Annotated in this window: 20 protein-coding genes and 1 tRNA gene; 8 read left to right on the top strand and 13 right to left on the bottom strand. The window is 70.9% G+C overall.

Annotated features, from left to right (window positions below):
• The first annotated feature begins 17 nt into the window (after positions 1-17).
• Positions 18-1,271: a styrene monooxygenase/indole monooxygenase family protein gene (locus ACWCP6_RS12985; protein WP_450932457.1), complete on the top strand. Its 1,254-nt coding sequence runs from the start codon at positions 18-20 to the stop codon at positions 1,269-1,271.
• Between the two features lie 42 nt (positions 1,272-1,313).
• Here ACWCP6_RS12985 and ACWCP6_RS12980 read toward each other — a convergent pair whose 3' ends face one another.
• From ACWCP6_RS12980 to ACWCP6_RS12965, 4 genes are all read right to left on the bottom strand, one after another.
• Entirely contained in the window at positions 1,314-2,450 is a 1,137-nt protein-coding gene (locus ACWCP6_RS12980; protein WP_450932456.1) for a C40 family peptidase, read from the bottom strand.
• 102 nt (positions 2,451-2,552) lie between these two features.
• Complete coding sequence (locus tag ACWCP6_RS12975; RefSeq protein ID WP_450932455.1) at positions 2,553-2,882, bottom strand: hypothetical protein; 330 nt, start codon at positions 2,880-2,882, stop codon at positions 2,553-2,555.
• Between the two features lie 31 nt (positions 2,883-2,913).
• Complete coding sequence (locus ACWCP6_RS12970; protein ID WP_450932454.1) at positions 2,914-3,636, bottom strand: TetR/AcrR family transcriptional regulator; 723 nt, start codon at positions 3,634-3,636, stop codon at positions 2,914-2,916.
• 173 nt (positions 3,637-3,809) lie between these two features.
• The gene (locus tag ACWCP6_RS12965; protein ID WP_450932453.1) at positions 3,810-4,748 is read right to left on the bottom strand and encodes an AurF N-oxygenase family protein; all 939 of its coding nucleotides are present in this window, start codon (positions 4,746-4,748) and stop codon (positions 3,810-3,812) included.
• A 149-nt stretch (positions 4,749-4,897) separates the two neighbouring features.
• Here ACWCP6_RS12965 and ACWCP6_RS12960 point away from each other — a divergent pair, with 149 nt between their 5' ends.
• A complete protein-coding gene (locus ACWCP6_RS12960) occupies positions 4,898-6,004 on the top strand; it encodes a ferritin-like domain-containing protein (protein ID WP_450932452.1) in 1,107 nt (368 codons plus the stop codon).
• A gap of 132 nt (positions 6,005-6,136) precedes the next feature.
• Here ACWCP6_RS12960 and ACWCP6_RS12955 read toward each other — a convergent pair whose 3' ends face one another.
• From ACWCP6_RS12955 to ACWCP6_RS12940, 4 genes are read right to left on the bottom strand one after another with little or no spacing between them, the layout of a single operon-like run.
• Positions 6,137-7,627, bottom strand: a complete 1,491-nt coding sequence (locus ACWCP6_RS12955) for a penicillin-binding transpeptidase domain-containing protein (RefSeq protein ID WP_450932451.1) — start codon at positions 7,625-7,627, stop codon at positions 6,137-6,139.
• The gene (locus ACWCP6_RS12950) at positions 7,624-8,970 is read right to left on the bottom strand and encodes an FtsW/RodA/SpoVE family cell cycle protein (RefSeq protein ID WP_450932450.1); all 1,347 of its coding nucleotides are present in this window, start codon (positions 8,968-8,970) and stop codon (positions 7,624-7,626) included. Before ACWCP6_RS12950 ends, ACWCP6_RS12955 begins: the two co-directional genes overlap by 4 nt.
• Before the next feature lie 52 nt (positions 8,971-9,022).
• On the bottom strand, positions 9,023-10,405 hold the full coding sequence (locus ACWCP6_RS12945) for an ATP-binding protein (protein WP_450932449.1): 1,383 nt from the start codon (positions 10,403-10,405) through the stop codon (positions 9,023-9,025).
• Positions 10,402-11,211 (bottom strand): hypothetical protein, encoded by an 810-nt coding sequence (locus tag ACWCP6_RS12940; RefSeq protein ID WP_450932448.1) that lies wholly within the window; start codon positions 11,209-11,211, stop codon positions 10,402-10,404. Before ACWCP6_RS12940 ends, ACWCP6_RS12945 begins: the two co-directional genes overlap by 4 nt.
• A 450-nt stretch (positions 11,212-11,661) precedes the next feature.
• On the opposite strand from ACWCP6_RS12940, the gene ACWCP6_RS12935 reads away from it, so the two are divergent.
• On the top strand, positions 11,662-12,465 hold the full coding sequence (locus ACWCP6_RS12935) for a nuclease-related domain-containing protein (RefSeq protein WP_450932447.1): 804 nt from the start codon (positions 11,662-11,664) through the stop codon (positions 12,463-12,465).
• Between the two features lie 49 nt (positions 12,466-12,514).
• Here the strand turns inward: ACWCP6_RS12935 and ligD are convergent, their stop codons facing one another.
• Positions 12,515-13,393, bottom strand: a complete 879-nt coding sequence (gene ligD, locus ACWCP6_RS12930) for a non-homologous end-joining DNA ligase (RefSeq protein WP_450932446.1) — start codon at positions 13,391-13,393, stop codon at positions 12,515-12,517.
• Positions 13,394-13,613: 220 nt separating this feature from the next.
• Here ligD and ku point away from each other — a divergent pair, with 220 nt between their 5' ends.
• The gene (gene ku, locus ACWCP6_RS12925; RefSeq protein ID WP_450932445.1) at positions 13,614-14,711 is read left to right on the top strand and encodes a non-homologous end joining protein Ku; all 1,098 of its coding nucleotides are present in this window, start codon (positions 13,614-13,616) and stop codon (positions 14,709-14,711) included.
• A gap of 42 nt (positions 14,712-14,753) precedes the next feature.
• Here the strand turns inward: ku and ACWCP6_RS12920 are convergent, their stop codons facing one another.
• Complete coding sequence (locus ACWCP6_RS12920; protein ID WP_450932444.1) at positions 14,754-15,257, bottom strand: response regulator; 504 nt, start codon at positions 15,255-15,257, stop codon at positions 14,754-14,756.
• Positions 15,258-15,354: 97 nt separating this feature from the next.
• On the opposite strand from ACWCP6_RS12920, the gene ACWCP6_RS12915 reads away from it, so the two are divergent.
• Positions 15,355-15,426 (top strand) — tRNA-Arg (locus tag ACWCP6_RS12915).
• Positions 15,427-15,933: 507 nt separating this feature from the next.
• Here ACWCP6_RS12915 and ACWCP6_RS12910 read toward each other — a convergent pair.
• The gene (locus ACWCP6_RS12910; RefSeq protein ID WP_450932443.1) at positions 15,934-16,623 is read right to left on the bottom strand and encodes a type 1 glutamine amidotransferase domain-containing protein; all 690 of its coding nucleotides are present in this window, start codon (positions 16,621-16,623) and stop codon (positions 15,934-15,936) included.
• Positions 16,624-16,672: 49 nt separating this feature from the next.
• Positions 16,673-17,434, bottom strand: coding sequence for an SDR family NAD(P)-dependent oxidoreductase (locus tag ACWCP6_RS12905; protein ID WP_450932442.1), 762 nt, complete (start codon positions 17,432-17,434; stop codon positions 16,673-16,675).
• 93 nt (positions 17,435-17,527) lie between these two features.
• Between ACWCP6_RS12905 and ACWCP6_RS12900 the strand changes: the two genes are divergently transcribed.
• Together ACWCP6_RS12900 and ACWCP6_RS12895 are read left to right on the top strand one after the other, a co-directional pair.
• Positions 17,528-18,136, top strand: a complete 609-nt coding sequence (locus ACWCP6_RS12900; protein WP_450932441.1) for a TetR/AcrR family transcriptional regulator — start codon at positions 17,528-17,530, stop codon at positions 18,134-18,136.
• A 617-nt stretch (positions 18,137-18,753) separates the two neighbouring features.
• Complete coding sequence (locus ACWCP6_RS12895; RefSeq protein ID WP_450932440.1) at positions 18,754-18,975, top strand: hypothetical protein; 222 nt, start codon at positions 18,754-18,756, stop codon at positions 18,973-18,975.
• Between the two features lie 649 nt (positions 18,976-19,624).
• Here the strand turns inward: ACWCP6_RS12895 and ACWCP6_RS12890 are convergent.
• Positions 19,625-21,679, bottom strand: coding sequence for a TerD family protein (locus ACWCP6_RS12890; RefSeq protein ID WP_450932439.1), 2,055 nt, complete (start codon positions 21,677-21,679; stop codon positions 19,625-19,627).
• Positions 21,680-22,487: 808 nt separating this feature from the next.
• Between ACWCP6_RS12890 and ACWCP6_RS12885 the strand changes: the two genes are divergently transcribed.
• The gene (locus tag ACWCP6_RS12885) at positions 22,488-23,279 is read left to right on the top strand and encodes a CAP domain-containing protein (RefSeq protein WP_450932438.1); all 792 of its coding nucleotides are present in this window, start codon (positions 22,488-22,490) and stop codon (positions 23,277-23,279) included.
• Positions 23,280-23,381 lie beyond the last annotated feature (102 nt).

Genomic DNA, 23,381 nt, shown 5'->3' with positions numbered 1-23,381 from the left:
GTAGGAGTAGCACCCGCATGCGGAAGATACTGATCGTCGGAGCCGGCCAGTCCGGTCTCCAGCTCGCCCTCGGACTCCAGTCCCACGGGTACGAGGTCACCCTGATGTCCAACCGCACGGCGGACGAGATCCGGTCCGGCCGGGTCATGTCCACGCAGTGCATGTTCGACACCGCCCTCCAGCACGAGCGGGACCTGAAGATCAACTTCTGGGAGTCGCAGGCCCCGAAGATCGAGGGCCTGGGCGTCTCGGTCGCCGCACCCGGCTCCTTCGACGCCGGACCGGCGCAGCGGGCCATCGACTGGGTCGGCAGGCTCGACGGCTACGCGCAGTCCGTCGACCAGCGCGTGAAGATGGCCGGCTGGATGGAGACCTTCGCCCAGCGCGGCGGCCAGCTCGTCATCCACGGTGCGGCGGTCTCCGACCTGGACTACTTCTCGCGTACGTACGACCTGGTGCTCGTGTCGGCGGGCAAGGGCGAGCTGGTCTCGATGTTCGGCCGCGACGCCGCACGCTCCCCGTACACCGAGCCGCAGCGCGCGCTCGCCGTCTCCTACGTGCACGGCCTGGGCCCGCGGCCCGAGCACCCCGACTACGACGCCGTGCGCTGCAACCTCGTCCCCGGCGTCGGCGAGCTCTTCGTCATGCCGACCCTGACGACCTCCGGCCGCGCCGACATCCTCTTCTGGGAGGGCATCCCCGGCGGCCCGCTCGACGTCTTCCAGGGCGTCAAGGACCCGGGCGAGCACCTCGCCCTGACCCTGGAACTCATGGAGCGCTACACCCCCTGGGAGTACGCGCGGGCCACGAAGGTCGAGCTGACCGACGCGGGCGGCACCCTCTCCGGCCGGTACGCCCCCACCGTCCGCAACCCGATCGGCCACCTCCCCGGCGGCGGCGCGGTCCTCGGTGTCGCCGACGTCGTCGTCGCCAACGACCCGATCACCGGCCAGGGCTCCAACTCCGCCTCGAAGTGCGCCGCGGCCTACCTCGACTCGATCCTCGGCCACGGCGACAAGCCGTTCGACGAGGACTGGATGGAGGCCACCTTCGACCGCTACTGGGACACCGCCCAGCACGTCACCAAGTGGACCAACGCCATGCTCGGCGTCCCGCCGGAGCACGTCCTGAACCTCATCGGCGCCGCCGGCCAGCTCCCCGAGGTCGCCAACCGCTTCGCCAACGGCTTCAACGACCCGGCCGACTTCGAGAACTACTTCTACGACCCTGAGAAGACGGGCGCGTACCTGGCGTCGGCGTCGGGAGCCTGACGGTTCGCTCGACCGGTTGAGGAGTCCTGCGGGGCGGGCGCGTCACGGGCCGGTGCCCTGGGGCCAGGACACCCGGTCCGAGCCCTGCCCGGACCCCATCGGCAGTACCGGCGGGACATAGCTCCGCAGGGACTTCCTTCCGGGGTCCGGGCGCACCGCGCCCAGTACCGGGTTCGCCGCGATGGGGGAGACCTTCACCGAGGCCCCGGGGCGGGGTGCCTGCACGACCATCCCGCCCCCGAGGTAGAGGGCGACGTGCGTGGCCTCGGGGAAGTACACGACGAGGTCCCCGGGCCGCAGTTCCTTCAGCGGCACCCGCCGCAGTGTCGCCCACTGTTGCTGGCTGGTCCGGGGGATCGCGCGCCCCGCGTGCGCCCATGCCTGCGAGGTGAGCCCCGAGCAGTCGTACGCGTCGGGCCCCTGGGCTCCCCACACGTACGGCTTCCCGATCTGCCGCACGGCGTAGCGGACGGCCTCGTTGCCGTTCTCCGACGGTGCCCGGGTACCGGCGAGCGCCCCGGACGCGAGCAGCTTCTGCTGGGCCGCGGCCGTGTCGCTGGACTCCAGCCGGGCGAGTTCGGCGACCTGGTCGGGGCTGAGCGTGGCGAGCAGCCGCTCGACCTGTTTCAGCCGCCCCTCCACGTCGTCCCGCTGCTTCTTCTGCCGCTGCGCCAGCATCTGCTGGTCGTCCAGTGCGGCGCGCGCCGCCACCGCGAGGCGGTCGGCCTTCCGCTCGTCGTCGGCCAGCCGGCTCACCGTGCCGGCGCGCTCGGACGCCACCCGCTGGAGCATGTGCCCCTGTTCGAGCAGGTGCTGCGGATCGTGCGACAGCAACAGCCGTACGTACGGCGAGAAGTCCCCGCTGCCCTGGTACTGCTGTCGTGCCAGCCGGCCGGCGTCGGCCCGGCTGCGGTGCAGCGCGCGGCGCGCTTCGGCGGACTTTCCGCCCAGCACCCGGACCTCGTCGCGCCGCTGTTTCAGCTTCTCCGCGGTCGCGTCGTACGTCTCGGTGGCCGCCTCGGCCTCCCGGTACAGGCGCTGAAGGTCCGTCAGCAGGTCGGCGACGGACTTCTGACGGGGGGCCGCCGCTGCCGGTGCCGCCGTCGGTGTTCCGAGCGGCGCCAGCGTCAGTGCGGCCGTCGCCGCCGTACAGACCCAGCGTGCAAGCCTGCCTGACACGACATCACCTCCGGTGCCGGGGCGGAGGTTCCGTCCCGCAGGGTGAGGATCGGCCGTGTGGGCCCGTTCCGTGCGGAGGCTGGGCGGTGCTGCCCCCTCAGCTCACTCGTCCAGGGGGCTCCCGGCTGCCGGGTCCTGCCCCTCCGGCCGCGGTCCCCGAGCGCCCTGCCGGGGCTTCGACCACGGCCACCTCGGACCCTCGGCGTCCCGCCCCTCCGGGTCGTACTCGTACCGCCAGCCCCGGTGCAGCCCGAGGCGCCGCGTGGGCGTCAGCGGCGCCCGCCGGTAGACGACCAGGGTCGGCTCACCGCCGGCGGCGTCGGGGACCGGGATGCGGTAGATCTTCGGCGGGTGCCCGGTCGGGCCCACCAGTACCGGCAGTACCCGGCCGTCGAGGGGGCCGCCGACGAAGGGGGTGTTCTCGCTCTTCACCCCACCAGTGTCACGCGCCCCGCCCGCGGCGTCACAGCAGGTGGCCCGCGCCGCCGATGACGGGCAGCACCCGGCGGGCCAGCGCACCGACCGCGCCGTCCGCGCTCTCCATCGCCAGCGCCCGCCGCACCACGTCCGCGGTCTGCGGATCGCGGCCCGCGGTGGCGGTCAGGGCGGCCATGAACTGCTCCACGAGCCAGTCCCGCAGCTCGTCCAGCGGAGGCTGCTTCTCCTCGTCCAGCCAGATCAGCGAGGCCGCCTCGACCGCCGTGATCCACATCCGGACGGTCATCCGCAGCCGCTGCCCCGGCTCGGCGGTCTCCATATGACCGAGGATGTGCTCGGCGGCGGCGCGCCGCACCTCGTCCACGATCGCCGTGGTGCGCGAGGTCTCCACCACGCTGCCGCCCTGTAGCAGCGCGCTGAACCCCGCGTCGTGCTCGTCCACGAAGGCGAGATAGCGGTCCAGCGCACGCGACAGCCGCTGGGTGAGCGGACCGTCGGGGGGCTCGGCGAAGCACTGTTCCAGGTCGTCGGCCGCGGAGCGCAGGGCCGCCTCGTACAGCTGCTGCTTGCCGCCCGGGAAGTACCGGTAGACCAGCGGCCGTGACACCCCCGCGGCCTCCGCGACGTCGTCCAGCGAGACCTCCTCGGGCGCGCGCTGCGCGAAGAGCGTCAGCGCCGCCTGGAGGAGCTGTCGGCGCCGCTCCTCGACGCTGAGCCGGCGGTAGGCGGGGGAGGCGGCCGAGGTCATATCCGGCAGCGTAGTCCTTTCCGGAGCCCGCCCCTTCCTGAATCGGGGGCTCCGCCGCGGCCCCCGGACACCTCGGCCGCCGCCGTCCCCGGTGCCCCGGTACGAGGACGGCGGCGGCGTGCCGGCGGCCGGCACCCGGGGCAGCGCCCCCTACCGAGAGCCCGGCGTGGTCCCTAGGCCAGCAGCCCCGACGACCGCCACAGCCGCCGCCCGACCCCCCGCAGGACCCCGATGTCGTCCAGGAAGTCCGTCAGCCGCTTGGCGCCCGTCTGCATGACCTCCCGCCGGTGCCCGCTGGCCTTCACCTGGGCCATGGCCTCGCGCTTGTCGAGGCCGACGTTGGTGTACACCTCGGGGTTGACGAAGGCGACCGAGAACACGCGTGCGAACTCGCCCGAGGTGACGCGGGTGAACTCCTGCGACCAGCGCGGGGCCGTCACCATCTGCCGGCGCAGCTCCTCACGGGCGTACCGCACATGGCGGGCCTCCTCCACGACGTGGATGCGCGTCACGCCGCGGATCAGCGGCTGGATGCGCTCGTCCGGGAACGTCAGCCGCTGCATCCAGTCGAGCACCTCCTCGCCGAGCAGCGTCGCCGTGAACGACCCCGGTGTGGTCGAGATCGTCTTGAACAGGCGTCCCAGGTGCCGGTGCAGCGGGCTCACCGGGTACCACGGCGTCTCACCGCGCGCGATCAGGCGCGCGAACATCTTCGAGTGCCGGCACTCGTCCTCGATCTCGGTCAGCGCGTACCGCACGTGCGCGCTTGTCGCCGCCTTGTCGTAGATGTGCCGCACCAGCAGCTGCATCAGGATGAGCTCGAACCAGATCCCGAGCGAGGCCAGCGCCGCCGCCTCGTGCTGCGAGAGCAGGATCCGCTGCTCCTCGCCCATCCGCTTCCACAGCGGCGTGTCGTACAGCGACACCAGCTCCGGCGGCCAGAACCACTTGCCCTCCTCGAAGGGCGCGTCCCAGTCCAGCTCCTTGTCGGGGTCGAAGGAGTGCTTGGCGGAAGAGTCGAGCAGCCGCTCGGCCACCTGCTCGCGGTCCTTGAGCAGCCCGAGCGCGTCGCGCAGTCCTTCGAGCGCGTCGGCTTCCGTCACGGTCGTCATGCTGTTCCCACCTCGTCGTACGGGCCTGGGGCACCGGAACGTGTGCGTTACCGGGGGTCATCTCTTATGAGACTGCTTGTCAGCAAGACCGTCAATCCCTTGCGCACGACTTGTTGACCCCGCGTCTACCACCGTGTGAGCCTGCGAGTATGTCGACCCAGGAGCTCTACACCAGGAACCCCTCGGATCCGCTCTGGCAGGTACCGGCCTCCGGCGCGGCGCGTTTCAGCTGGGAGTACGACGACGGGCGCGACCGGCTCCTCGCCCTCTACCAGAAGGGCAAGGACAAGCAGTGGGACGGCACCAAGCGGATCGACTGGGAACTCGAGGTCGATCCCTGCGACCCGCTGGGCACCCCCGACGAGGCGATGACGCTCTACGGCACCCCCCACTGGGCGAAGATGTCGGACAGCGACAAGGGTGAACTGCGCAAGCACTACGCCTCCTGGCAGTTCAGCCAGTTCCTGCACGGCGAGCAGGGCGCCATGATCTGCGCGGCCCGGATCGTCGAGTCCGTCCCGGACCTGGACGCCAAGTTCTACTCGGCGACCCAGACCATGGACGAGGCGCGCCACGCCGAGATCTACGGCCGCTTCCTGCACGAGAAGATCGGGATGCTGTACCCGATCAACGACAACCTCCAGTCCCTGCTCGGCGACACCCTGCGCGACTCCCGCTGGGACATGCCGTACCTCGGGATGCAGGTCCTCATCGAGGGCCTCGCCCTCGCCGCGTTCGGCATGATCCGCGACACCACCGACAAGCCGCTGCCGAAGCAGATCCTCGCGTACGTCATGCAGGACGAAGCCCGGCACGTGGCCTTCGGGCGGATGGCGCTGCGCGACTACTACCAGCAGCTGACGGACGCCGAACTGCGCGAGCGCGAGGAATTCGTCATCGAGGGCTGCTATCTGATGCGCGACCGGCTGCGCGGCATCGAGGTCCTGGAGAACTTCGGCATCCCCAAGGCCGAGGCCGAGGAGTACAGCGAGCGGTCCGAATTCCTGCACCTGTTCCGCCAGTTGCTCTTCAGCCGCATCGTCCCCTGCGTCAAGGACATCGGCCTGTGGGGCAAGCGACTCCAGGAGGCCTATGTCGACATGGGCGTCTTCGAGATGGGCAACTCCAATCTCGACCTGCTGATGGCCCAGGACGAGGAGATCGCCGAGAAGCTCGACGCCGAGCGCTTCGCGGCCGAGGAGCGCGAACGTGTGGCGGAGGTCCGGGAGGCCATCGAGGAGGGCGAGGACGACTGAGACCGGACGGCCACCACGAACGCGGGAAGGACCTGTCCGGCGAGGACCGAAGACCGCGTCCGGGACCGCCGCGAAGCTCCGTTCCGGGACCGGGAAGCCGGTCGGTCGGCCGCCCTCGGGGGCCCTGCGGGCTCAGTGCCCGAGCACCGCCTCCATCACCTCCCGTGCGATCGGAGCCGCCGTGCCGCCGCCGCTGATGTCGGTGCGGTCGGCGTCCTCGTCCTCCACGACCACGGCCACCGCAACCGACGGCTCCACCGCGCCGTCCTTCTGGGCCCAGGCGATGAACCAGGCGTAGGGGACGCCCGAGTTGTCGACTCCGTGCTGGGCGGTACCGGTCTTGCCGCCCACGACGGCCCCCCGGATCGCGCCGTTCGTGCCGGTTCCGTCGGCCACCGCGTCCGTCATCAGCTCGCGCAGCTGCATCGCCGTCGACGGCGACATCGCCTGACGCGCGCCCTGCACCCCCGCGCTCCGCACCGTCTGCCCGCCGCGCGTCGTCGTCCGCTCCACCAGATAGGGCGGCCGGAAGGAGCCGCCGTTCGCGACGGCCGCCGCGACCAGCGCCATCTGCAGCGGCGTCGCCCGTGTGTCGAACTGCCCGATCGACGACATGGCGAGCTGTGACGCGTCCATCGTGCGGTCGAAGGTACTGGAGGAGACCGCGTACGGGATCCGCAGCCCCGCGTCGTTGAAGCCGAAGTTCCCGGCCATGTCGGCCATCGGCTTCAGCCCCACCTCCACCCCGAGCTTCGCGAACACCGTGTTGCACGACCATGCGAAGGCGTAGCGCAGCGAGGCGTTCTCGCAGTCGTCGAACTCGTTCGTCAGCTCCACCCGGGTGCCGGGCAGCGTGTACGGGTCCGGGGAGTCCGTCCGCGCGTCCAGGCGCGGCACGAGCCCCGCCTCCAGCGCCGCCGCTGCCGTCACCACCTTGAACGTCGAACCGGGCGGATACGTCTGCCGGATGGCCCGGTTCAGCATCGGCCTGTCCGGGTCGTCGTTCAGCCGCTGCCACGTCCGCATCACCGTGCTGCTGTTGCCCGACAGCAGCGCCGGGTCGTACGACGGCGTCGACACCAGCGCCAGCACCCTCCCCGTCGACGGCTCGACCGCGGCGACCGCCCCCTTGCGCCGGCCGAGACCCTCGTACGCGGCCCGTTGCGCACCGGCGTCGATCGTGGTGACGACGTCCCCGCCGGGACTGCGCAACGCGCCGTCCCACAGCGGCAGCGGAGCCAGCAGCGGATCCGTGCCGGAGAGGATGCCGTCCTCGGTGCCCTCCAGGAACGACGTCCCGTACACCTGCGAGGAGAAGCCGGTGACCGGCGCGTACAACGGCCCGTCCTTGTACGTGCGTTCGTAGCGCAGCTGCTCGCCGCTGTCCCGCGAGCCGGTCACCGCCGCGCCGCCCACCAGGATGTTCCCGCGCGGCCGCTCGTAACGGGCGATCGCGGGGCGCCGGTTGGCCGGGTTGTCGCCCAGCGATCCGGCCTGCACGAGCTGCACCCGGGCCACGTTGACCAGCAGAGCCACGAACAGCAGCGCGCAGAACACGGCGGCGCGGCGGATCGTCGGGGCTCCCCCCGGCCGGGCCAGGCCGAGGTCATGGGGGAGGGTCACGTCGGCGTACTCCCGTCGTACCGGCCGCGCGCCGAGTCGCTGAGGCGGATCAGCAGCGCCACGATGATCCAGTTGGTGACGACCGACGAGCCGCCCTGCGCGAGGAACGGCATCGCCATCCCGGTCAGCGGGATCAGCCCGGCCACCCCGCCCGCGATCACGAAGACCTGGAGCGCGAGGATCGACGCGAGGCCGATCGCCAGCAGCCGCCCGAAGGGGTCCCGCAGCCCGAGCCCGGTCCTGAACCCCCGCTCCACCAGCAGCGCGTAGAGCACGAACAGGCCGGTGAGGCCCGCGAGCCCCAGTTCCTCGCCCGCCGTAGCCAGAATGAAGTCCGACTTGGCGGCGAACCCGATGAGGATCGAGTGGCCGAGCCCCAGCCCCTTGCCGAAGAACCCGCCGGCGGCGAAGGCGAACAGCGACTGCGCGACCTGGTTGGCCCCCTGCCCCGCCTCGATCGACGCGAACGGATGCAGCCAGTCCTGCACCCGCCCGTGCACATGCGGCTCCAGCGACCCCACGGCGAAGGCCCCCACACCCGCGAGGACCAGCCCCACCGCGATCCATCCGGTGCGCCCCGTCGCCACGTACAGCAGCATCACGAACAGCCCGAAGAACAGCAGCGAGGTGCCCAGGTCCCGCTCCAGCACCAGCACGCCCACGCTCAGCAGCCAGATCGCCACGATCGGCCCCAGCACCCGCCCGGTGGGCAGCTGCAGCCGCCAGATCCGGCGGCCGGTGTACGCGAGGGCGTTGCTGTTGGCCGCCAGGTACGCGGCGAAGAACACGGCGAGCAGCACCTTCGCGAACTCGCCGGGCTGGATGGAGAATCCACCGGCCCGGACCCAGATCCGGGCGCCGTTCACGGCCGGGAAGAGGATCGGCGCGAGCAGCAGGGCCAGGGCGGTCACGACCGAGAGGTACGCGTACCGCTGGAGCACCCGGTGGTCCCGCAGCAGCACGACGGCGGTGATGAACAGGCCGACCCCCAGCGTCGACCAGACCAGCTGGGTGGGCGCCGCCCGGTCGCCCGGCGTCTCCAGGTCGAGGCGGTAGATGAGGACCAGCCCGGTGCCGTTGAGCAGCACCGCGATCGGCAGCAGCAGCGGATCGGCGTCCGGTGCGCGCAGCCGCACCGCGACGTGCGCGAGCAGCGCGAGCACACCGAGCCCGGCGCCGTAACCGGCGGCGCCGGACGGGACCGAACCGTTCCTCGCCAGCCCGACCGCGCAGTAGCCGTACGTGGACAGCAGGACGGCCAGCACGATCAGGGACAGCTCGATGCCACGGCGCCGGGGGAGGCGTACAGCGGTCGCGGACGCTTCCGCCGTCGTTCCGGTCATGCGGGGAACGTAGCAACCGCCGGGGTCAATGTCCCGTTATGTCGGGGCGGCGTCATGTCGGGTCCTGGTGCGTCGCGGTGCGGCCTTCCTCCACGGTGTCCGCCTCGGGCTCGTACGGCAGTGTCAAGGTGGCCACCGCCCCGCCGTCCGGGGCGTTCGCGAACCGCAGCCGCGCCCCCAGCACGGCCGCCTGCCCGCGCGCGATCGTCAGCCCGAGGCCGTGTCCCTTCGCACCGCCCTCGGTCCGGAACCGCTGCGGCCCGTGCCGCACCAAGTACGCCGGATAGCCGTCCCCGTGGTCGCGCACGCTCACCTCGGGCCCGTCCACCGTCAGGACCACCGGCCGCCGCCCGTGCCGGTGGGCGTTCGCCACCAGATTGCCGAGCACCCGCTCCAGGCGCCGCCCGTCGGTCTCCACACAGACGTCGCGCACCACCCGGATCTCCGTCTCCGCACCGGACGCCCGCACCACCCGCTCGGCCAGCGCCCCCAGCCGGACCGCGCCCAGCTCGACGCGCTCGCTCCGCGCATCCAGCCGCGAGATCTCCAGCAGGTCCTCGGTCAGCGTCCGCAGCGCGGAGACCCGGTCCCGTACGAGCTCGGTCGGGCGGCCCGGCGGCAGCAGCTCGGCCGCCGCATGCAGCCCCGTGAGCGGGGTCCGCAGCTCATGGGCGACGTCCGCCGTGAACCGCTGCTCGCTCAGCAGCTTGCTCTGCAGCGACTCCGCCATCGAGTCCAGCGCGCCCGCCACCGCAGCGACCTCGTCCCGGGGCCCCGCGGGGTCCTTCGCCCGCGGATCGTCGACGCGCGCGTCCAGGTCGCCGCCGCTGATCCGCCGGGCCACCTGGGCCGTGGCGTGCAGTCGCCGGGTCACCCGTGTCACCGCGAAGGCGCCCACCAGCAGCGTCGCCCCGATCGCCAGCGCCGACGAGCCCAGGATCGCGCGGTCGAGCCCGTCGATGGTCCGGGCGCCCTGCGAGTAGTCCACTGCGACGGCGAGCGTCCGCTCCCCGTCGGCGGGCCCCGCCGCCCACATCGTCGGCCGCCCGCCGAGATCGGCGACCATCGTGCCGCGCTTCCCCTTCAGCGCGAGCTCCCGCAACGCGGGCGGCATCCCCGGCGGGTCGAGCCCCGCCCCCGGCGCCTGTTTGCCCCCCGCCTGGTACGCGCGGGCGGCGTAGTCCAGCTGGGCCAGGGCGGTACGGCGGGCCTGCCCGGCGGTCTGGTCGGTCACCGAGACGTGCACCAGCATGCCGAGCAGCGCGGCGAGCGCACAGCACATCACGGTGATGAACGCGGCGGCCTTCCAGGTCAGCGTCGCGCTCCAGGTGGGGCGGCGGTTCCGGGCGGGCTGCTGAGGGCGGTCCTGACGCGGGCCGCCGTCGGGGGGCGGGGCGTCGTCGGGGTGCGGTGTCCGCTCGGGGTGCCGGGTCATGGGGTGCTCATGGGGGAGGGGGCCGGCGGGGCCGGTACGGCGGACGAGGGGGCGGGCGGCGCCGGAGCCGCGGAGGACGGCGTGCCGGGCACCGGGAGCACGGGCGACGGCGATGCTGTCGGGACGCGTGGGCGCGCGGTGCTCGCCGGCGTCTTCCCGGTCCGCAGGATCTCGTCCAGGGCCGGCAGCATGGCGTGCTGATGGGGGTCCCAGGACCAGGCGGTCCGGTACTCGTACCCGGGGATGGTGGACGGGGACCTGACGATCAGTTGCCGGCCCGCGATCTCCACACTGGAGACGGCGTCGGAGGTTCCCATCACCTGGACCAGCTTGTGGCCCTCGAACGTGTACACGCGCAGGGCGAGCTGCCGCTGCGGCAGCCTGATGCCCACGATCATGTCGTCCCTGCCGTCCCCCGTCAGATCCCGGTAGTACGCCGACAGCACCGGGCAGGCGCTGAGCCGGCCGTCCATCGGCGGCTTCTCGCCGCTCTTCCCGCAGGCGCGCAGCGCGTCCACGGTCTCCTTGGTGAGCGCCATCGGCCCCGAGTACGTGTTCGGGTGCTGGGCGACCTCGGCGCGGACCACGGCCACCGGATCGACCTTGCGGATGTCGTCGCCCGGCGCCGTGATCCCCTCGACCGTCTCCGTGACGGCCTCGCCGTAGTCCAGGGCCGGTGTGGCGGCCGGCGGCAGCTCCGGCCACAGCCGTGCGGGTCCCACCGCCGTGGGGGTCGTACCGGCACTCACCAGCCCGCCGTCGTCCCCGCACCCGGCGAGCAGCAGGGCGACGGGCACGGCGAGCACCGCCCCGACGAGACGACGACCGGTGCGGCGGGAGGGGCGAACGCCGGTGCGGCGGCCGGGCAGGTGCTTCGGAAGGCGGCAGAGCCCGCGGCCGGAATGCCGACCGGAACGCCACGGCGGACGAAGCCCGCGGCGGGGTGCGGGACGACGACGGATCACCGCGGGATCACCGCACCCCTCCGGGCCACGGCACTCCCGTGGCCTCGTGTGGGCTCCTGGGCTCCTGCGGGCTCGGGCTCGTATGGGCTCCACGGCTCCCGTGGGCTCTCCTGTGGATCACTGCACTCCTACTGGAACTGTTCCTTCCTCCGTACACCTTTTTGTCACTCGGTACACCTTATTTACCTGCAATTCCCTTTCATCCCGCCTACCGGAAGGCGGTGTCTCCGGGAGGACGGGTTCTTGCCCTGCGGCAGTCGGGCTGTTCCCATGGTCATGGGGTGATGGTGCATGAGCGGACTGCGCGTCATACCGACCTGGCGCCATGGTCAGGAACGGCTCTACGTTTGCCTCGCGGACGGCAGGAACGTCGCCTGGTACGACCGCGAGGCGGCCCGCGTGAACCTGCTGAGCGACGAGCGCAAAGAGGCGGTGCTCCAGGTCCTGGGCCCCTTTCTGACGGGCCCCGTGAGCGTGGGCCCGCCCCCCGTCCCCACCCCCGCGGAACTGGCCAGGCTCACCCTGCACCCCGACGACGACCTGGCCCCGAACCGCCCCGGAGAAGCCCTTCAGGTCGCCCTGGACCGGGAGCCCGGCCACGTCAGGCGCCTGCGCCCCGACGCGCGTCGCCGCGCGCTGATCGCCGAACAGACGATCGGCGCGGCGCTGGACGACCTCGACGGGGCCGGGTGGCTGACCCTGCACTCCGTTCCGCTCCCCGGCGGGGACCGCATCCACCACCTGGTGATCGGCCCCGGCGGCCTGTACGCCGTGCGCTCGCTCTACGCCCGCAAACAGCGCGTCCGGATCGCCGATCCGCTGGTCGGCGTGGCCAGGGCCACGGCGGAGCCCCTGCTCCGGGCCCTGCGCGCCGAGGCCCACCGCGCGTCGTTCGCACTGACGGCCGAGGTCCGCCCCGTACTGGCCCTCGTGGGCCCGTCGCAGGTCGAGATCTCGGTACCGCCGAGGGAGGTCAGGGTCATCGAGGACTCCGACGTGCACGCACTGTCCCGGCAGGGCGTCGTACTGAAGCCGGCCGACGTGGAGGCCCTCCATGCGATGGCCCGCGACAGAAGGACGTGGCTGCGTCTGTAGCCGTGGGCGCGGCTACGGAACCGCGTTCCTCAACCCCCCGGCGGCGCGGCTAGGGAACCGCGCCCCGCCCCCCGTCGAACAAGGGCGCCAGAAGATCCCCGTACCGCTCCAGCCGCCCCGCAACATCCCCCGCCCGCACCACCAGCTCCTGCGGAGCCCGGCACGAGGCGACCTCGTCCCAGGTCACCGGCGCCGACACGGTCGGCTCGGCCCGCGCGCGCAGGGTGTAAGGCGTGGCGGTCGTCTTCGCGGCGGCGTTCTGGCTGAAGTCGACGAAGACCTTGCCCGGCCGCAGGCTGCGGGTCATCTGATGCACGACCCGCGAGGGCATCTCCCGCGACGCCTCGACGGCGAGCCGCTTCGCGTACTCGGTGACGTTCTTCGAGGGCGTGGGCTCCAGTGCGGCAAGCAGATGCAGCCCCTTGGAGCCGGACGTCTTGACGTACGCCTCGATCCCGTCGGCGGCCAGCCGCTCCCGCAGCCAGAGTGCGACGGCACAGCATTCGACGACGCCCGCCGGTGGCCCCGGGTCGAGATCGAGGACGAGCCGGTCGGCGAGCCCCGGTGCATCCACCCGCCACTGCGGCGTGTGGAACTCGGTCACCAGGTTGGCCGCCCACACCAGCGACGGCAGGTCCTGGATCACGACCATCCGCGAGGGCCCGGCGGAATGCGGAACGTCGGCGAGCGTCACCCAGTCGGGCGTACCGGGCGGAGGGTTCTTGGCGAAGAAGAGCTGGCCGTCGGGACCGTCCGGAAAGCGCAGGAAGGACACGGGCCGGTTGTGGAGATGCGCGAGCAGCGGCCCGGAATTGGTCGCGTAGTAGTGCAGCAGCTCGCCCTTGGTGAAGCCGGTGGCGGGGTAGATGACCTTCTCCAGGTTGCTGAGCGCCAGCCGTCGCCCCTCCACCTCTGTGAGAGGCGTCATACGATGAGAATCCCACGAAACGGCCGCACACCCACCTGAAGCACGCGCACCACCCACCGGAGGGGCGCGGGCGTCACCCGCACCACCCACCGGAGGCGCGCGGGGCACCCTCCACGCCGCCGCCGCGTGGCCACGACCCGCCCGGACCTCCGTACCCCCGTACTCCGTACTCCCGTGCTCACGCCTCGAACTCCCGTACTCAAGCACCCAGGGGCAGAACGTGCGATCCATCTGGAACGGCGCCATCTCCTTCGGTCTGGTGACCATCCCCATCAAGCTCGTGAACGCGACCGAGAGCCACTCGATCTCCTTCCGCCAGATCCACACGGAGGACAGCGGACGGATCCGCTACCGCAAGGTGTGCGAGCTGGAGGACCGCGAGGTGACCCAGGACGAGATCGGCAAGGCGTACGAGCAGCCCGACGGAGCGCTCATCCCGATCACGGACGACGAACTGGCCGCGCTCCCGATCCCGACGGCACGGACGATCGAGATCGTGGCGTTCGTCCCGGCGGACCGGATCGACCCGCTCCAGATGGACGCTGCGTACTACCTGGCGGCGAGCGGCGCACCGGCGGCGAAGCCGTACACCCTGCTCCGCGAGGCGCTGAAGCGCAGCCGCAAGGTGGCGATCGCCAAGTACGCGCTCCGGGGCAGGGAACGGCTGGGCATGCTGCGGGTGGTCGGCGACGCGATCGCGATGCACGGCCTGCTGTGGCCGGACGAGGTGCGGGAACCGGTGGGTGTGGCCCCGGACAACCCGGTCACGGTGCGGGACGCGGAGCTGGACCTGGCGGACGCGCTGATGAACACGCTGGGCGAGGTGGACCTCGACGAACTGCACGACGACTACCGGGAGGCGGTCGAGGAGCTGATCACGTCGAAGGCGGCGGGCGAGCCCATGGCTCCGGCTCCGGCGGCGGAGCGCGGCGGCGAGGTGATCGACCTGATGTCGGCCCTGGAGAACTCGGTCCGGGCGGCCCAGGCGGCCCGCGGCGAGGAGCAGCCGGCGCAGGAGGCCGAGGTGACCCCGCTCAGCCGCGGCAAGGCCCCGTCCCGCAAGACACCGGCGTCCTCGCGTGCGACCCCGAAGGAGGTCGGCGGCAAGAAGTCGACGACGGCGAAGAAGAGCGCGGCGAAGAAGACGGCGACAGCGAAGTCGACGACTGCGAAGTCGACCACCGCGAAGTCGACGACGGCGAAGTCGGCGACCGCGAAATCGACGAGTGGGAAGTCGACGACGAAGAAGACGGCGGCGGCGAAGAAGGAGACAACGACGGCGAAGAAGACCACTGCCCGCAAGCGCGCCTCGGCCTGACGGCCGACGCGGGGCCGGGCGGCACCGCCGCCCCCGTCCCCCTCACCCGCCGGTGTGGCCCGCGGTCTCGGCCTCCCCGGCCCCTTGCCCGGTGGCCTCCACCGCCGTACGGCCGTCGCTCCCGCTCTGCCGGGCCAACTCCCTGATCACCCCGACCAGTTCGGCGGGCTCGAAGGGCTTCGGGACGAACGCGTCCACGCCGACGTCGAGGCCGCTCTCGACCTCGTACTGCGTACAGGCGCTCACGATCACGACCGGCAGATCCCGGGTCACCGGGTCGGACCGCAGTCGCGCGGCGGTCCGCAGCCCGTCGAGCCGCGGCATCACGACATCGAGGGTCACCACGTCCGGCCGCACCCGATGGACGACGTCCAGACACTCGGCACCATCGGCCGCGGTCACGACCTCGAAGCCCTCAAGTTCGAGATTGACCCTGATCAGTTGCCGGATGACCTTGTTGTCGTCCACAACAAGCACCCGGCCCGACGCGCCTGGCACAACTCGAGAGTAGGTCCGCACCGGCCACCGCGTCCGGCGTTTCCCCACTTCCGCCCCGCCCGGCCCCGACCCCCCGGAAATACCTGTTCACGGCCACCCCTCGAGAGCTGGTAGTGTTCTTCCCGTCGCCGAGCGAGGCGACAGCGCCCCCGTAGCTCAGGGGATAGAGCAACGGCCTCCGGAGCCGTGTGCGCAGGTTCGAATCCTGCCGGGGGCACCCTGTATGAGGTGCCCAAAGACCCCGTCACCAGCGGAAACGCTGAGGCCGGGGTCTTCGCGTATGTGCAGGCGGGTGCCGCCCGGAGTGGCCGTATGCAGGGCCCGTGGACGAGGTGTGGACGGGATCTTGAGACATCTCCGCAGGTGAGCCCCTGGACAGAGCGCCAGGGGCCTCGGACACGGCCACGCTCGTCACTCGTACTCGGCGCAGCGGGCTCCTCGATGCGACGGTTGGGGCGGTGAGACGGCGCGGGCGGGCAACACCTGCCCCTATGCCGGATTGCTACAAGGCCGTAGCGCGACCGGTATGGCCCTCACCGACCGATCCGCATGGAGCTACGGATCGGAAGGCTGCAGGTTCGAATCCTGCCGAGTGCACACAGACCGGAGGCCCCGGAGAGATCCGGGGCCTCCGGCTTTGCGTTGAGGGCAGGGTTTGACGGCAGCCGCCCACGAGCTGGGGGAGCGTGCGCCAAGTCGCTCGCACCGCGGCTGCCTTGACCAGTCAGAGGCGGGGCAGCGTTTCGATGATCTTTGCAGTGACGGCCTTGGTGGAGTAGGGGTCCTGTCCCGTCGCGAGCCGGCCGTCAGCGGTGGCGAAGGGGGTCATGGGGATGGTGCTCCTGACATAGTGCGCGCCTCGCTTGCGGAGTTCGTCCTCCAGCAGGAACGGCACCCGTTTCTTCGCCAAGGCGACTCGCTCCTCCGCGGTGGAGAACCCGGTGACCGTGCGGCCGTCGACAAGCAGGGAGCCGTCGGAAAGCGTGATGTTCAGCAGTCCGCAGGCACCATGGCAGACCGACGAGACCACGCCGCCGTTCTCGTAGATCTCCCGTGCGACCTGCTGGAGCGCGGCGTTGGAGGGGAAGTCCCACATGACGCCGTGCCCGCCGGTGTAGAAGATCGCGGCATACCGGGCCGGGTCGATGTCGGCCGCCTTGGTGGTGTGGTCCAGGCTCGACATGAACGCGTGATCGTTCGTGTACTCGCGCACCGCCTTGTCGGCCCATCTGGTGCTGCGCGGATCCAGCGGCACCGGTCCCCCTGCCGGACTGACAATGTCGACCTCGAAGCCGGCCCGGCGGACCCCGGCGTGGAAGTGAACCAGCTCTCCGATCCACAGTCCGGTCCGATGGGGGCTCGTCCCGTAGGTCGCCTGGTTGGTCACCACGGCGAGGATCCGTCTTGTCGCCATCACGACTCCTTGCTTGCCGCGGAGTTGGCCACGGGCCTGGTGTTCAGGCTCAGGCCTGCTCGGTGGGGCGTACGAGCAGCTCGGCGACGGCCACGTGCCGGGGGCGGGTGACGATGTAGCCGACGGTGTCGGCGATGTCCTGGCTCTGCAGCCGCTCGATGTCGCCCAGGGCGGCGACGATGTGCTGCTGGATGGCTGCCGGGTTGTGCGTACGCAGTTCGGTGTCGACGCTGCCCGGCTCGACAACGGACACGCGGACGTGCTGGCGGGCCAGTTCCTGACGCAGTGCCTCGCTGAAGGCGCCGACGCCGAACTTGGTGGCGCTGTACACGGCGGACATGGCGTAGGCGTTGCGGCCGGCGAGCGAGCCGATGTTGACGATGTCGGCGACCTGACGCGGCTCCTCGGCGGCGGCCTTGACCAAGTGGGGGACGGCCGCGTGGGTGGTGTACATCAGGCCCATGAGGTTGATGTCGATCATGCGCCGCCAGTCGTTCAGGTCCGCACTGGGCGCGGGCCCGAGCAGCATGAGACCGGCGTTGTTGACCAGCGTGTCCAGGCGGCCCAGGCCCTCGACGGTCCGCTCGACCGCTTCCGCGGCGGCCTGGGCGGTGGTGATGTCGGCGGGCACGACCAAGGCCCTTCCACCGGCGCCGGAGATTTCGGCACCGAGGTCGGTGAGCCGGTCCTCTCGCCGGCCGACCAGGGCCACGGAGGCGCCCTCGCGGGCAAGCTCCAACGCGGTGGCGTGGCCGATACCGCTGGAGGCTCCGGTCACCAGAGCGACGGTTCCTTCAAGACGACGCTTCATGGGTTCAAGCCTTTCGATGAACGGCGGCGCTGTTGGGTGGGGGCCGTAAGGGGTGGAGGCCGCACAGGACAGGGCCGAGGGCACAATGGGGAAGTGAGCAGCACTGGGCAGAAGAGCACCGACGGCACGCGTCGAGGGACCAAGATCGAGGGAGAACTACCGCCTCGCGAACGCCTGGTCCGGGCGGCGTCGCGGCTGTTCTATTACGAGGGCGTCCGCGCGATCGGCGTGGAGCGGCTGATCGCCGAGGCCGGCGTGACGAAGGCGACCTTCTACCGGCACTTCGCTTCCAAGGACGACTTGGTCGTGGCCTACCTGCTGACCAAAGACGCCTACTACCGGGAGGTGGCCGAGCCGCTGGCCGCGGGGCACCCGCCCGCGGAAGCGATCGACCTGATCTTCGAGGCCATCGCCGAGCACGCTCGCGAGCGCGGCTTTCGCGGATCGCCGTTCATGAACGCGGCCGCCGAGTACCCGGACGCCGAGCATCCTGTCCGCGGCCTGGTGACGTCCCACCGGGACTGGATCCGCACCCTCTTTGAGGATCTGCTCACCCGGCTCGGCCACGCCGACCCGGAGTCGGCCGCCGGTGCGCTGCTGATGCTGTACGACGGCGCGATGGCCGCCGGCTACTTGGACGACTCGACGGCCGCCCACAAGACCCTGCTGAACGCGGTCCGGCTCATCCGATCGGATGGCTGACCCCAGCAGGGCCGCGCGGGACAGTGGCCCTCTGCGGTGCCCCGGCCGGGCCGGGGCGCGGTTTGCTTTCATAGGACTTTTTGATCTCTTCTCGACGTGCACCGGGGCCGACCAGTAGTTCTCTGCATGGAGGCAGTCCGGCCCGGAAGACCGAGGGCTCTTCCGCAAGAGGTAGGAAGACCGGTCGTTCTACCTGCCGACGGTAGCCCCCTCGACGTTCGTGCGCCACTGGGCGAACCCGTTTGTGGCATCCCTCACCGGTCCGCGCCGGGGTCTTCGCGTATCCGCAGGCGGGTGTCGCGTGAAGCGATATGCCGGGCCCGTGGACGGGATCTTGGGCATCGCCGCAGGTGAGCCTCGGGGAACGGGGTGGCCCCCGGGCGGTGTCGGTCCTGGCGCCGGTGTTCCGGAACTCCGGTGTCGGGGGAAAGGCCGGTCTCGGCGCCAACGCGTGGATCTTGCCGGGGCAGGGAAACACGGGTGTTCTCCGCCGTGAGGAAAAGATGGGCAGCCAACCGCTCGCGGCCTTCCCGGCGCGTCTCGGTAGGGGATGCCCGAGAAGACTTCCTGGCTGCGGGGGGCCGCGGAGAACGGTGCGCGCAGGCATACTGGTGGCAATGACAAAGCCAGCTGCACCAAAGCGCCATTTGCCCACGAGCCCCTTCAAGGCTCCGGTCGCGTTGCCTCCCAAGCACTTCGCGGTGGGCGACCAGGTCACACACGACACGTACGGCCTCGGCCGGGTGATCGGCATCGAGGACGGGATCGCGGCGCTTGTGGATTTCGGTTCGACCCAAGAGCGGATCTTGAGTCCCTACGCCAAGATGAGCAAGCTGTAGGACCGCTGTGCCCGGTCTCGGCACGCCAGGTCCCTTCCGGGGCCTGTAATCAATGGGAGCCCCTCATCGATCTGACCTCGCTGTTCTCCGCTGTGGAAGGGGCACCCCGCTGCGCCACTGCAGCATTGCCGCCTCCGACGACAAACCCCTTCCAGGCCCCGGACTTCGGGGAGGACGAGGCCTTCCTGTTCGAGGACGCGGCAGCCTCCGTCGCCGGCATGGGAGAGCCTCAACGCAGGGCGGGCTAGATTCCACCCGGGACAGTGGCTGCTACAGGTTGAGGGACAGCCCGAGTTCCGTCTCGATTGCGCTTGACCTCAGGTAAGCGGCGTTCCTCGGGATCAGGGATTCCGCAGCAAGTCCCGTTGTATTGAGTGGTATTGGGGATGCCGCCCGGGTCGGCTCCGTATCGGCGGACCGCACCCGGCCCGGGCCGGCCATTTTCGGTACGTCGTAGGCGCTTTTCTCGCCGGCCCAATGACCCATGGCCCGGACCAGCCCGGCCCGGCTTCCGGGCCGGCGGCGCCCTGTTGGATCGACGGTCGGCGGCGCCACTCCTGCAGAGACCCGGACGATGGGCCCGGGAGCTCCGCAGGAGTGGTCGCGCCATGGGCGAGCCGGCGTCATGGGGCGGCTGTCGCCCCGAGTCTCATCCCGTCGGCGTGCGTTCCCTGGACGGTGCTCGGCGAGGTGCCGGATGGTCCAGACGGACCACCACGGTGGTGTAGAAGCGGTGCACGGCGTCGTCGACGCTGCGAATGAAGCCGGACTCGGCGTTGCCGCGGCTGCTGCCCATGCCCTTGAAGAGGGACAGGCGGAAACCGGTGATCTGGGTGCCGTTGTCCTTGGGGAGCAGGTCTCCCGGCTCGGGACGGAGCCGTTCCAGGGTTCCCCGTGGGCCGCCTGTGTCACTGTCCACAAGGGTTTCGATGTGGAGATCCGCGGGCGCCTCGGCCAGGCGCCGGACGAGCCGTTTTGCCCAGGACAGGGGGTAGCCCTGCTCGGGTGCGGGGATCTCGATGGAAGTGCGCAGCTTGCCCGTCCGCAGGTCCGCGCTGATGGCGAGGACGCCCGGTGTTCCCTCGAGGCGCAGCTCCGCCTGCAGTCTTCCGTCGAGACAGAGCTGGTCGGCCAGGCTGCTCCGGCGGGCGTCGGGGTTCGTTCCCCGTTTGGCGCGCTGGACGGGAAGCACCTTCTGGCCGAGCTCACCGCCGAGTGCCAGGCAGACCTGCCGGATGAGCCGCTCCCAGCTCTCGACGACTTCCAGGGCGCGCGGGTCCCCCTGGCACAGCGTCTCGTCGTCGATTCCGTTGCGTACGGGCACCCATGCCGGGCCCATGTTCTGGAAGCCGTGGCAGCCGGAGTTGTCGCTCTGCAGGTAGTGCAGCAGTTCCTGGAGCAGCCAGGCGTGCGCCCTGTTGCCGACGCCCTCGTGCCGGATCAGTAGCTGTGCCTGATGGGCGACCTCGGCCCAGGAGAGGTGCCAGAGCGCCACCTTGTGCTTGCGCCGGCCGTCGATCTTGACGTCGACGAGCGGGCTGCCCTCCAACGCGACGTCGTTCGACAGCGTGATCACGGCCTCGTAGCCGCGGCGGGCGGCAATGTCCATGTACGCCTGCACCTGATCGGCCTTGAGGGGGTTCCCGTTGGTCTTCGTCTCGACCAGCGCCGTCCACAACTTGCCGGCCCGCTCGACCCGGATCACGCCGTCGGGGCGCCGCGGCGCATCGCCGTGCGGCAGGGTCACCTCGGTGAACGTCTCCATACGGCCGGCCGGCGCCCCGAAGCCCGCAGTGAGTCGCCTGCCGAATTCCGGCACCTGCGCCATCACCGACAGCAATACCGAGGTGGCGCGCATTTCGCGGTCCCGGTCGCTCTTGAGCGCCGAAACCGGGAAGAGCCTGGCCTCCCTCCAGGATTCGTTCTCCGCCAGGGACTTCCTGGCCGCCTTGGGCAGGGTGATCTTCTTCTTCGCGGTGCGGGGACGTGTGGTCGGCTTCCTCGGCCCGGCCTCGTCGTCGGAATGCCGGGTAGCCGGGACGGCTCCCAGCGGTTCTCGTGGCTCCTGCGCCTCCCGCAGGTTCGGCCCGTCGGCCGGAGCCGGGACCGTCATCCCGGTCGGCTCGTCGTCCTCGGCGCCGTCCTGCGCTGCTTCCGTGGCGGCGGCGTCGTCCTCGATGTCGACCCCGAAGTCCGTTGCCAGACCCGCCAGACCGCTGTCGTAGCCCTGACCGACGGCACGGAACTTCCACTCCTCCCCGCGGCGGTAGAGCTCCCCGAAGATGATGGCGCTCACCGAATCGGCGTCATCGATCGGGAAGCGCAGGAGTTCCTCGCCGGCCCCGTCGGCCAACGACAACTTCACGTCGTCCAGTTCCCCGAAGCGAGCTCCCTCGTACCGACTGGCGGCCACAACTATGCGGTCGACGTCGGGCCGGACCGCGGTCAGGTCGAAGCTGATCCGGTCCTCGTTGCCGTCCGCCGTCGGCGTCTTGCCCAGCAGTTGCACGCTGCCGTCGGCGGCAACCGGGTGGTTGTAGAAGTAGAAGTCGGCGTCGCTGCGCACCTTGCCGTTCGCATCCAGCAAGAGGACGGACACATCCGCGTCCCCCTCGCCGCTCGGACTGGCCCAGCTCAGACCGACGATCACCGAACCGGCGTCCTCACTCAGGGCCGACAGAGTCACATTCGACCCCTTGATCATTTCGTGCACAAAGCCCCCCAACGTTGCACCGTGCGTGCAAAGAAGTTCCCACCCCTGCTTTCCCGCTGCCCGACACGATGTGACGAGCAGCACACAGAAAACTGTAGGGCCCAAAGAGTTGCGGCGGTGGCGGACATACAGAAACGGCCGAGTGGGTCGAGCGGGCAGGGTCCGTCCCCGTCGGTCGCTCCAGACGTCGTCGCCCCGACCGTCGGACGGGCTCGTGAACCACGATTCCCGATCGGCGGGGTCGTGAGCGGAGGCTCCTGGATCCAGGGCCTCCGGCCACAGGGAACCGCGCAAGGGTCCGGCCCCGGGCGGGTGGGAGGGGCATTCGCGTCGCCTTATCCGACATAACAGCCATTCAGGGGCGTATCAACCCCACCGTCTCCACGGTTGCGTCGCCGTCTCGTGACATCCGACACAGGGACTTTTGGTACTTAGGGCGCCGACTAGTAGATGCCGACGCGGCGACATAGCGACATATGTCCATCTTGGTGGCGTCCTGTCTGGCGGCGGGTGTGGCGGTGGGCGGTGGGGTCGGCGGTGAGAGCCGTTCGGGAGGCGGGCGTGGGGATCTGACGGAGCGACAGAGGGTTTTGTGGGGTGGGATGCCCGCTTTGCACGCCTGCAAGGTCGTTTCAAGGGGGGTCCCGGGCTACGACGCCGGGTAGTAGATGCGGCCGTTGCCCCGACCTTGCCGGGCTTTTAACAATGTCGGCTCGTACGGCGTCACCGCAGCTCAGGCGCAGTTCTGCGCGGAGTCGGGGGGATCGGGGCGCTTCCTGATCATCAAGCGAGGGCACGCATGAGCAAGCACCGCAGGACGACCCACTACCGGAAGATAACCGTCGCCGCCGTTGCCATGGCGGCCGTGGCCGTGCCCTCAGCGGCCATGGCCTGCGGCGGTCCGGGCGGCGGTACGGGAGGCCAGCCCGTACCCGGGCAGCCGGGCGGTCAGCTCACGGCTCCGGGTGCGCCGATGGGGATGCAGCTGCCCGGTGGAGGGTCCCAGCCCGGCTCGCTCCCCGGTGGCGCCCCGATGGGTATGCCCGCCGCGCCGGGTGGCGGTGCACCGGAAGGTGCCGCGACGCCCGGTGGCGCCGGCGCCCCGAGCGCCCCGAGTGCGCCCACCGCCCCCGGCGGCTCCGGCGGCCAGGGCGCCCCGAGCGCGCCCGAAGGCGCCGGCTCTCCGAGCGGCTCCGGGAGCGACGCCTCCGCCTCCGATGCCGCCAAGGCCGTTCTGAAGCTCGTCAACAGTGAGCGCAGCAAGGCCGGTTGTTCGGCGCTGACCATCAACGACAAGCTCACCAAGGCCGCCGAGGCGCACAGCAAGGACATGGCGGCCCACCAGAACATGTCGCACTCCGGTTCCGACGGGTCCGACCCGGGTCAGCGGATCACGAAGGCCGGCTACAACTGGAGCGCCTACGGCGAGAACGTCGCGTACGGGTACGCCACGCCGGACAGCGTGGTGCAGGCCTGGATGGCCAGTGCCGGCCACAAGCGCAACATCCTCGACTGCTCGTTCAAGGAGACCGGCATCTCCCTCGCCGAGCCCGGTCACTACTGGACGCAGGACTTCGGCACCGCGAGGTAGGGGGCCGGCGCGGAATCGTCCGTCGGAAGGCCCGGCAGGTTCGCCTGTCGGGCCTTCGGCGTTCCCGTGACGAGGAGGAGCACGGCTCCGGTCCCGCGCGGG

This window comes from Streptomyces sp. NPDC002004 (assembly GCF_053593975.1).
This window is presented reverse-complemented; position numbering and strand designations above follow the sequence as displayed.

Excerpts from the sequence above, each read along its gene's own strand:
- ACWCP6_RS12985 (WP_450932457.1), top strand. The coding sequence starts at position 18 with ATGCGGAAGATACTGATCGTCGGAGCCGGCCAGTCCGGTCTCCAGCTC.
- ACWCP6_RS12970 (WP_450932454.1), bottom strand. The coding sequence starts at position 3,636 with ATGACCTCGGCCGCCTCCCCCGCCTACCGCCGGCTCAGCGTCGAGGAG.
- ACWCP6_RS12965 (WP_450932453.1), bottom strand. The coding sequence starts at position 4,748 with ATGACGACCGTGACGGAAGCCGACGCGCTCGAAGGACTGCGCGACGCG.
- ACWCP6_RS12960 (WP_450932452.1), top strand. The coding sequence starts at position 4,898 with ATGTCGACCCAGGAGCTCTACACCAGGAACCCCTCGGATCCGCTCTGG.
- ACWCP6_RS12950 (WP_450932450.1), bottom strand. The coding sequence starts at position 8,970 with ATGACCGGAACGACGGCGGAAGCGTCCGCGACCGCTGTACGCCTCCCC.
- ACWCP6_RS12945 (WP_450932449.1), bottom strand. The coding sequence starts at position 10,405 with ATGACCCGGCACCCCGAGCGGACACCGCACCCCGACGACGCCCCGCCC.
- ACWCP6_RS12935 (WP_450932447.1), top strand. The coding sequence starts at position 11,662 with ATGAGCGGACTGCGCGTCATACCGACCTGGCGCCATGGTCAGGAACGG.
- ligD (WP_450932446.1), bottom strand. The coding sequence starts at position 13,393 with ATGACGCCTCTCACAGAGGTGGAGGGGCGACGGCTGGCGCTCAGCAAC.
- ACWCP6_RS12910 (WP_450932443.1), bottom strand. The coding sequence starts at position 16,623 with ATGGCGACAAGACGGATCCTCGCCGTGGTGACCAACCAGGCGACCTAC.
- ACWCP6_RS12905 (WP_450932442.1), bottom strand. The coding sequence starts at position 17,434 with ATGAAGCGTCGTCTTGAAGGAACCGTCGCTCTGGTGACCGGAGCCTCC.
- ACWCP6_RS12895 (WP_450932440.1), top strand. The coding sequence starts at position 18,754 with ATGACAAAGCCAGCTGCACCAAAGCGCCATTTGCCCACGAGCCCCTTC.
- ACWCP6_RS12890 (WP_450932439.1), bottom strand. The coding sequence starts at position 21,679 with ATGATCAAGGGGTCGAATGTGACTCTGTCGGCCCTGAGTGAGGACGCC.
- ACWCP6_RS12885 (WP_450932438.1), top strand. The coding sequence starts at position 22,488 with ATGAGCAAGCACCGCAGGACGACCCACTACCGGAAGATAACCGTCGCC.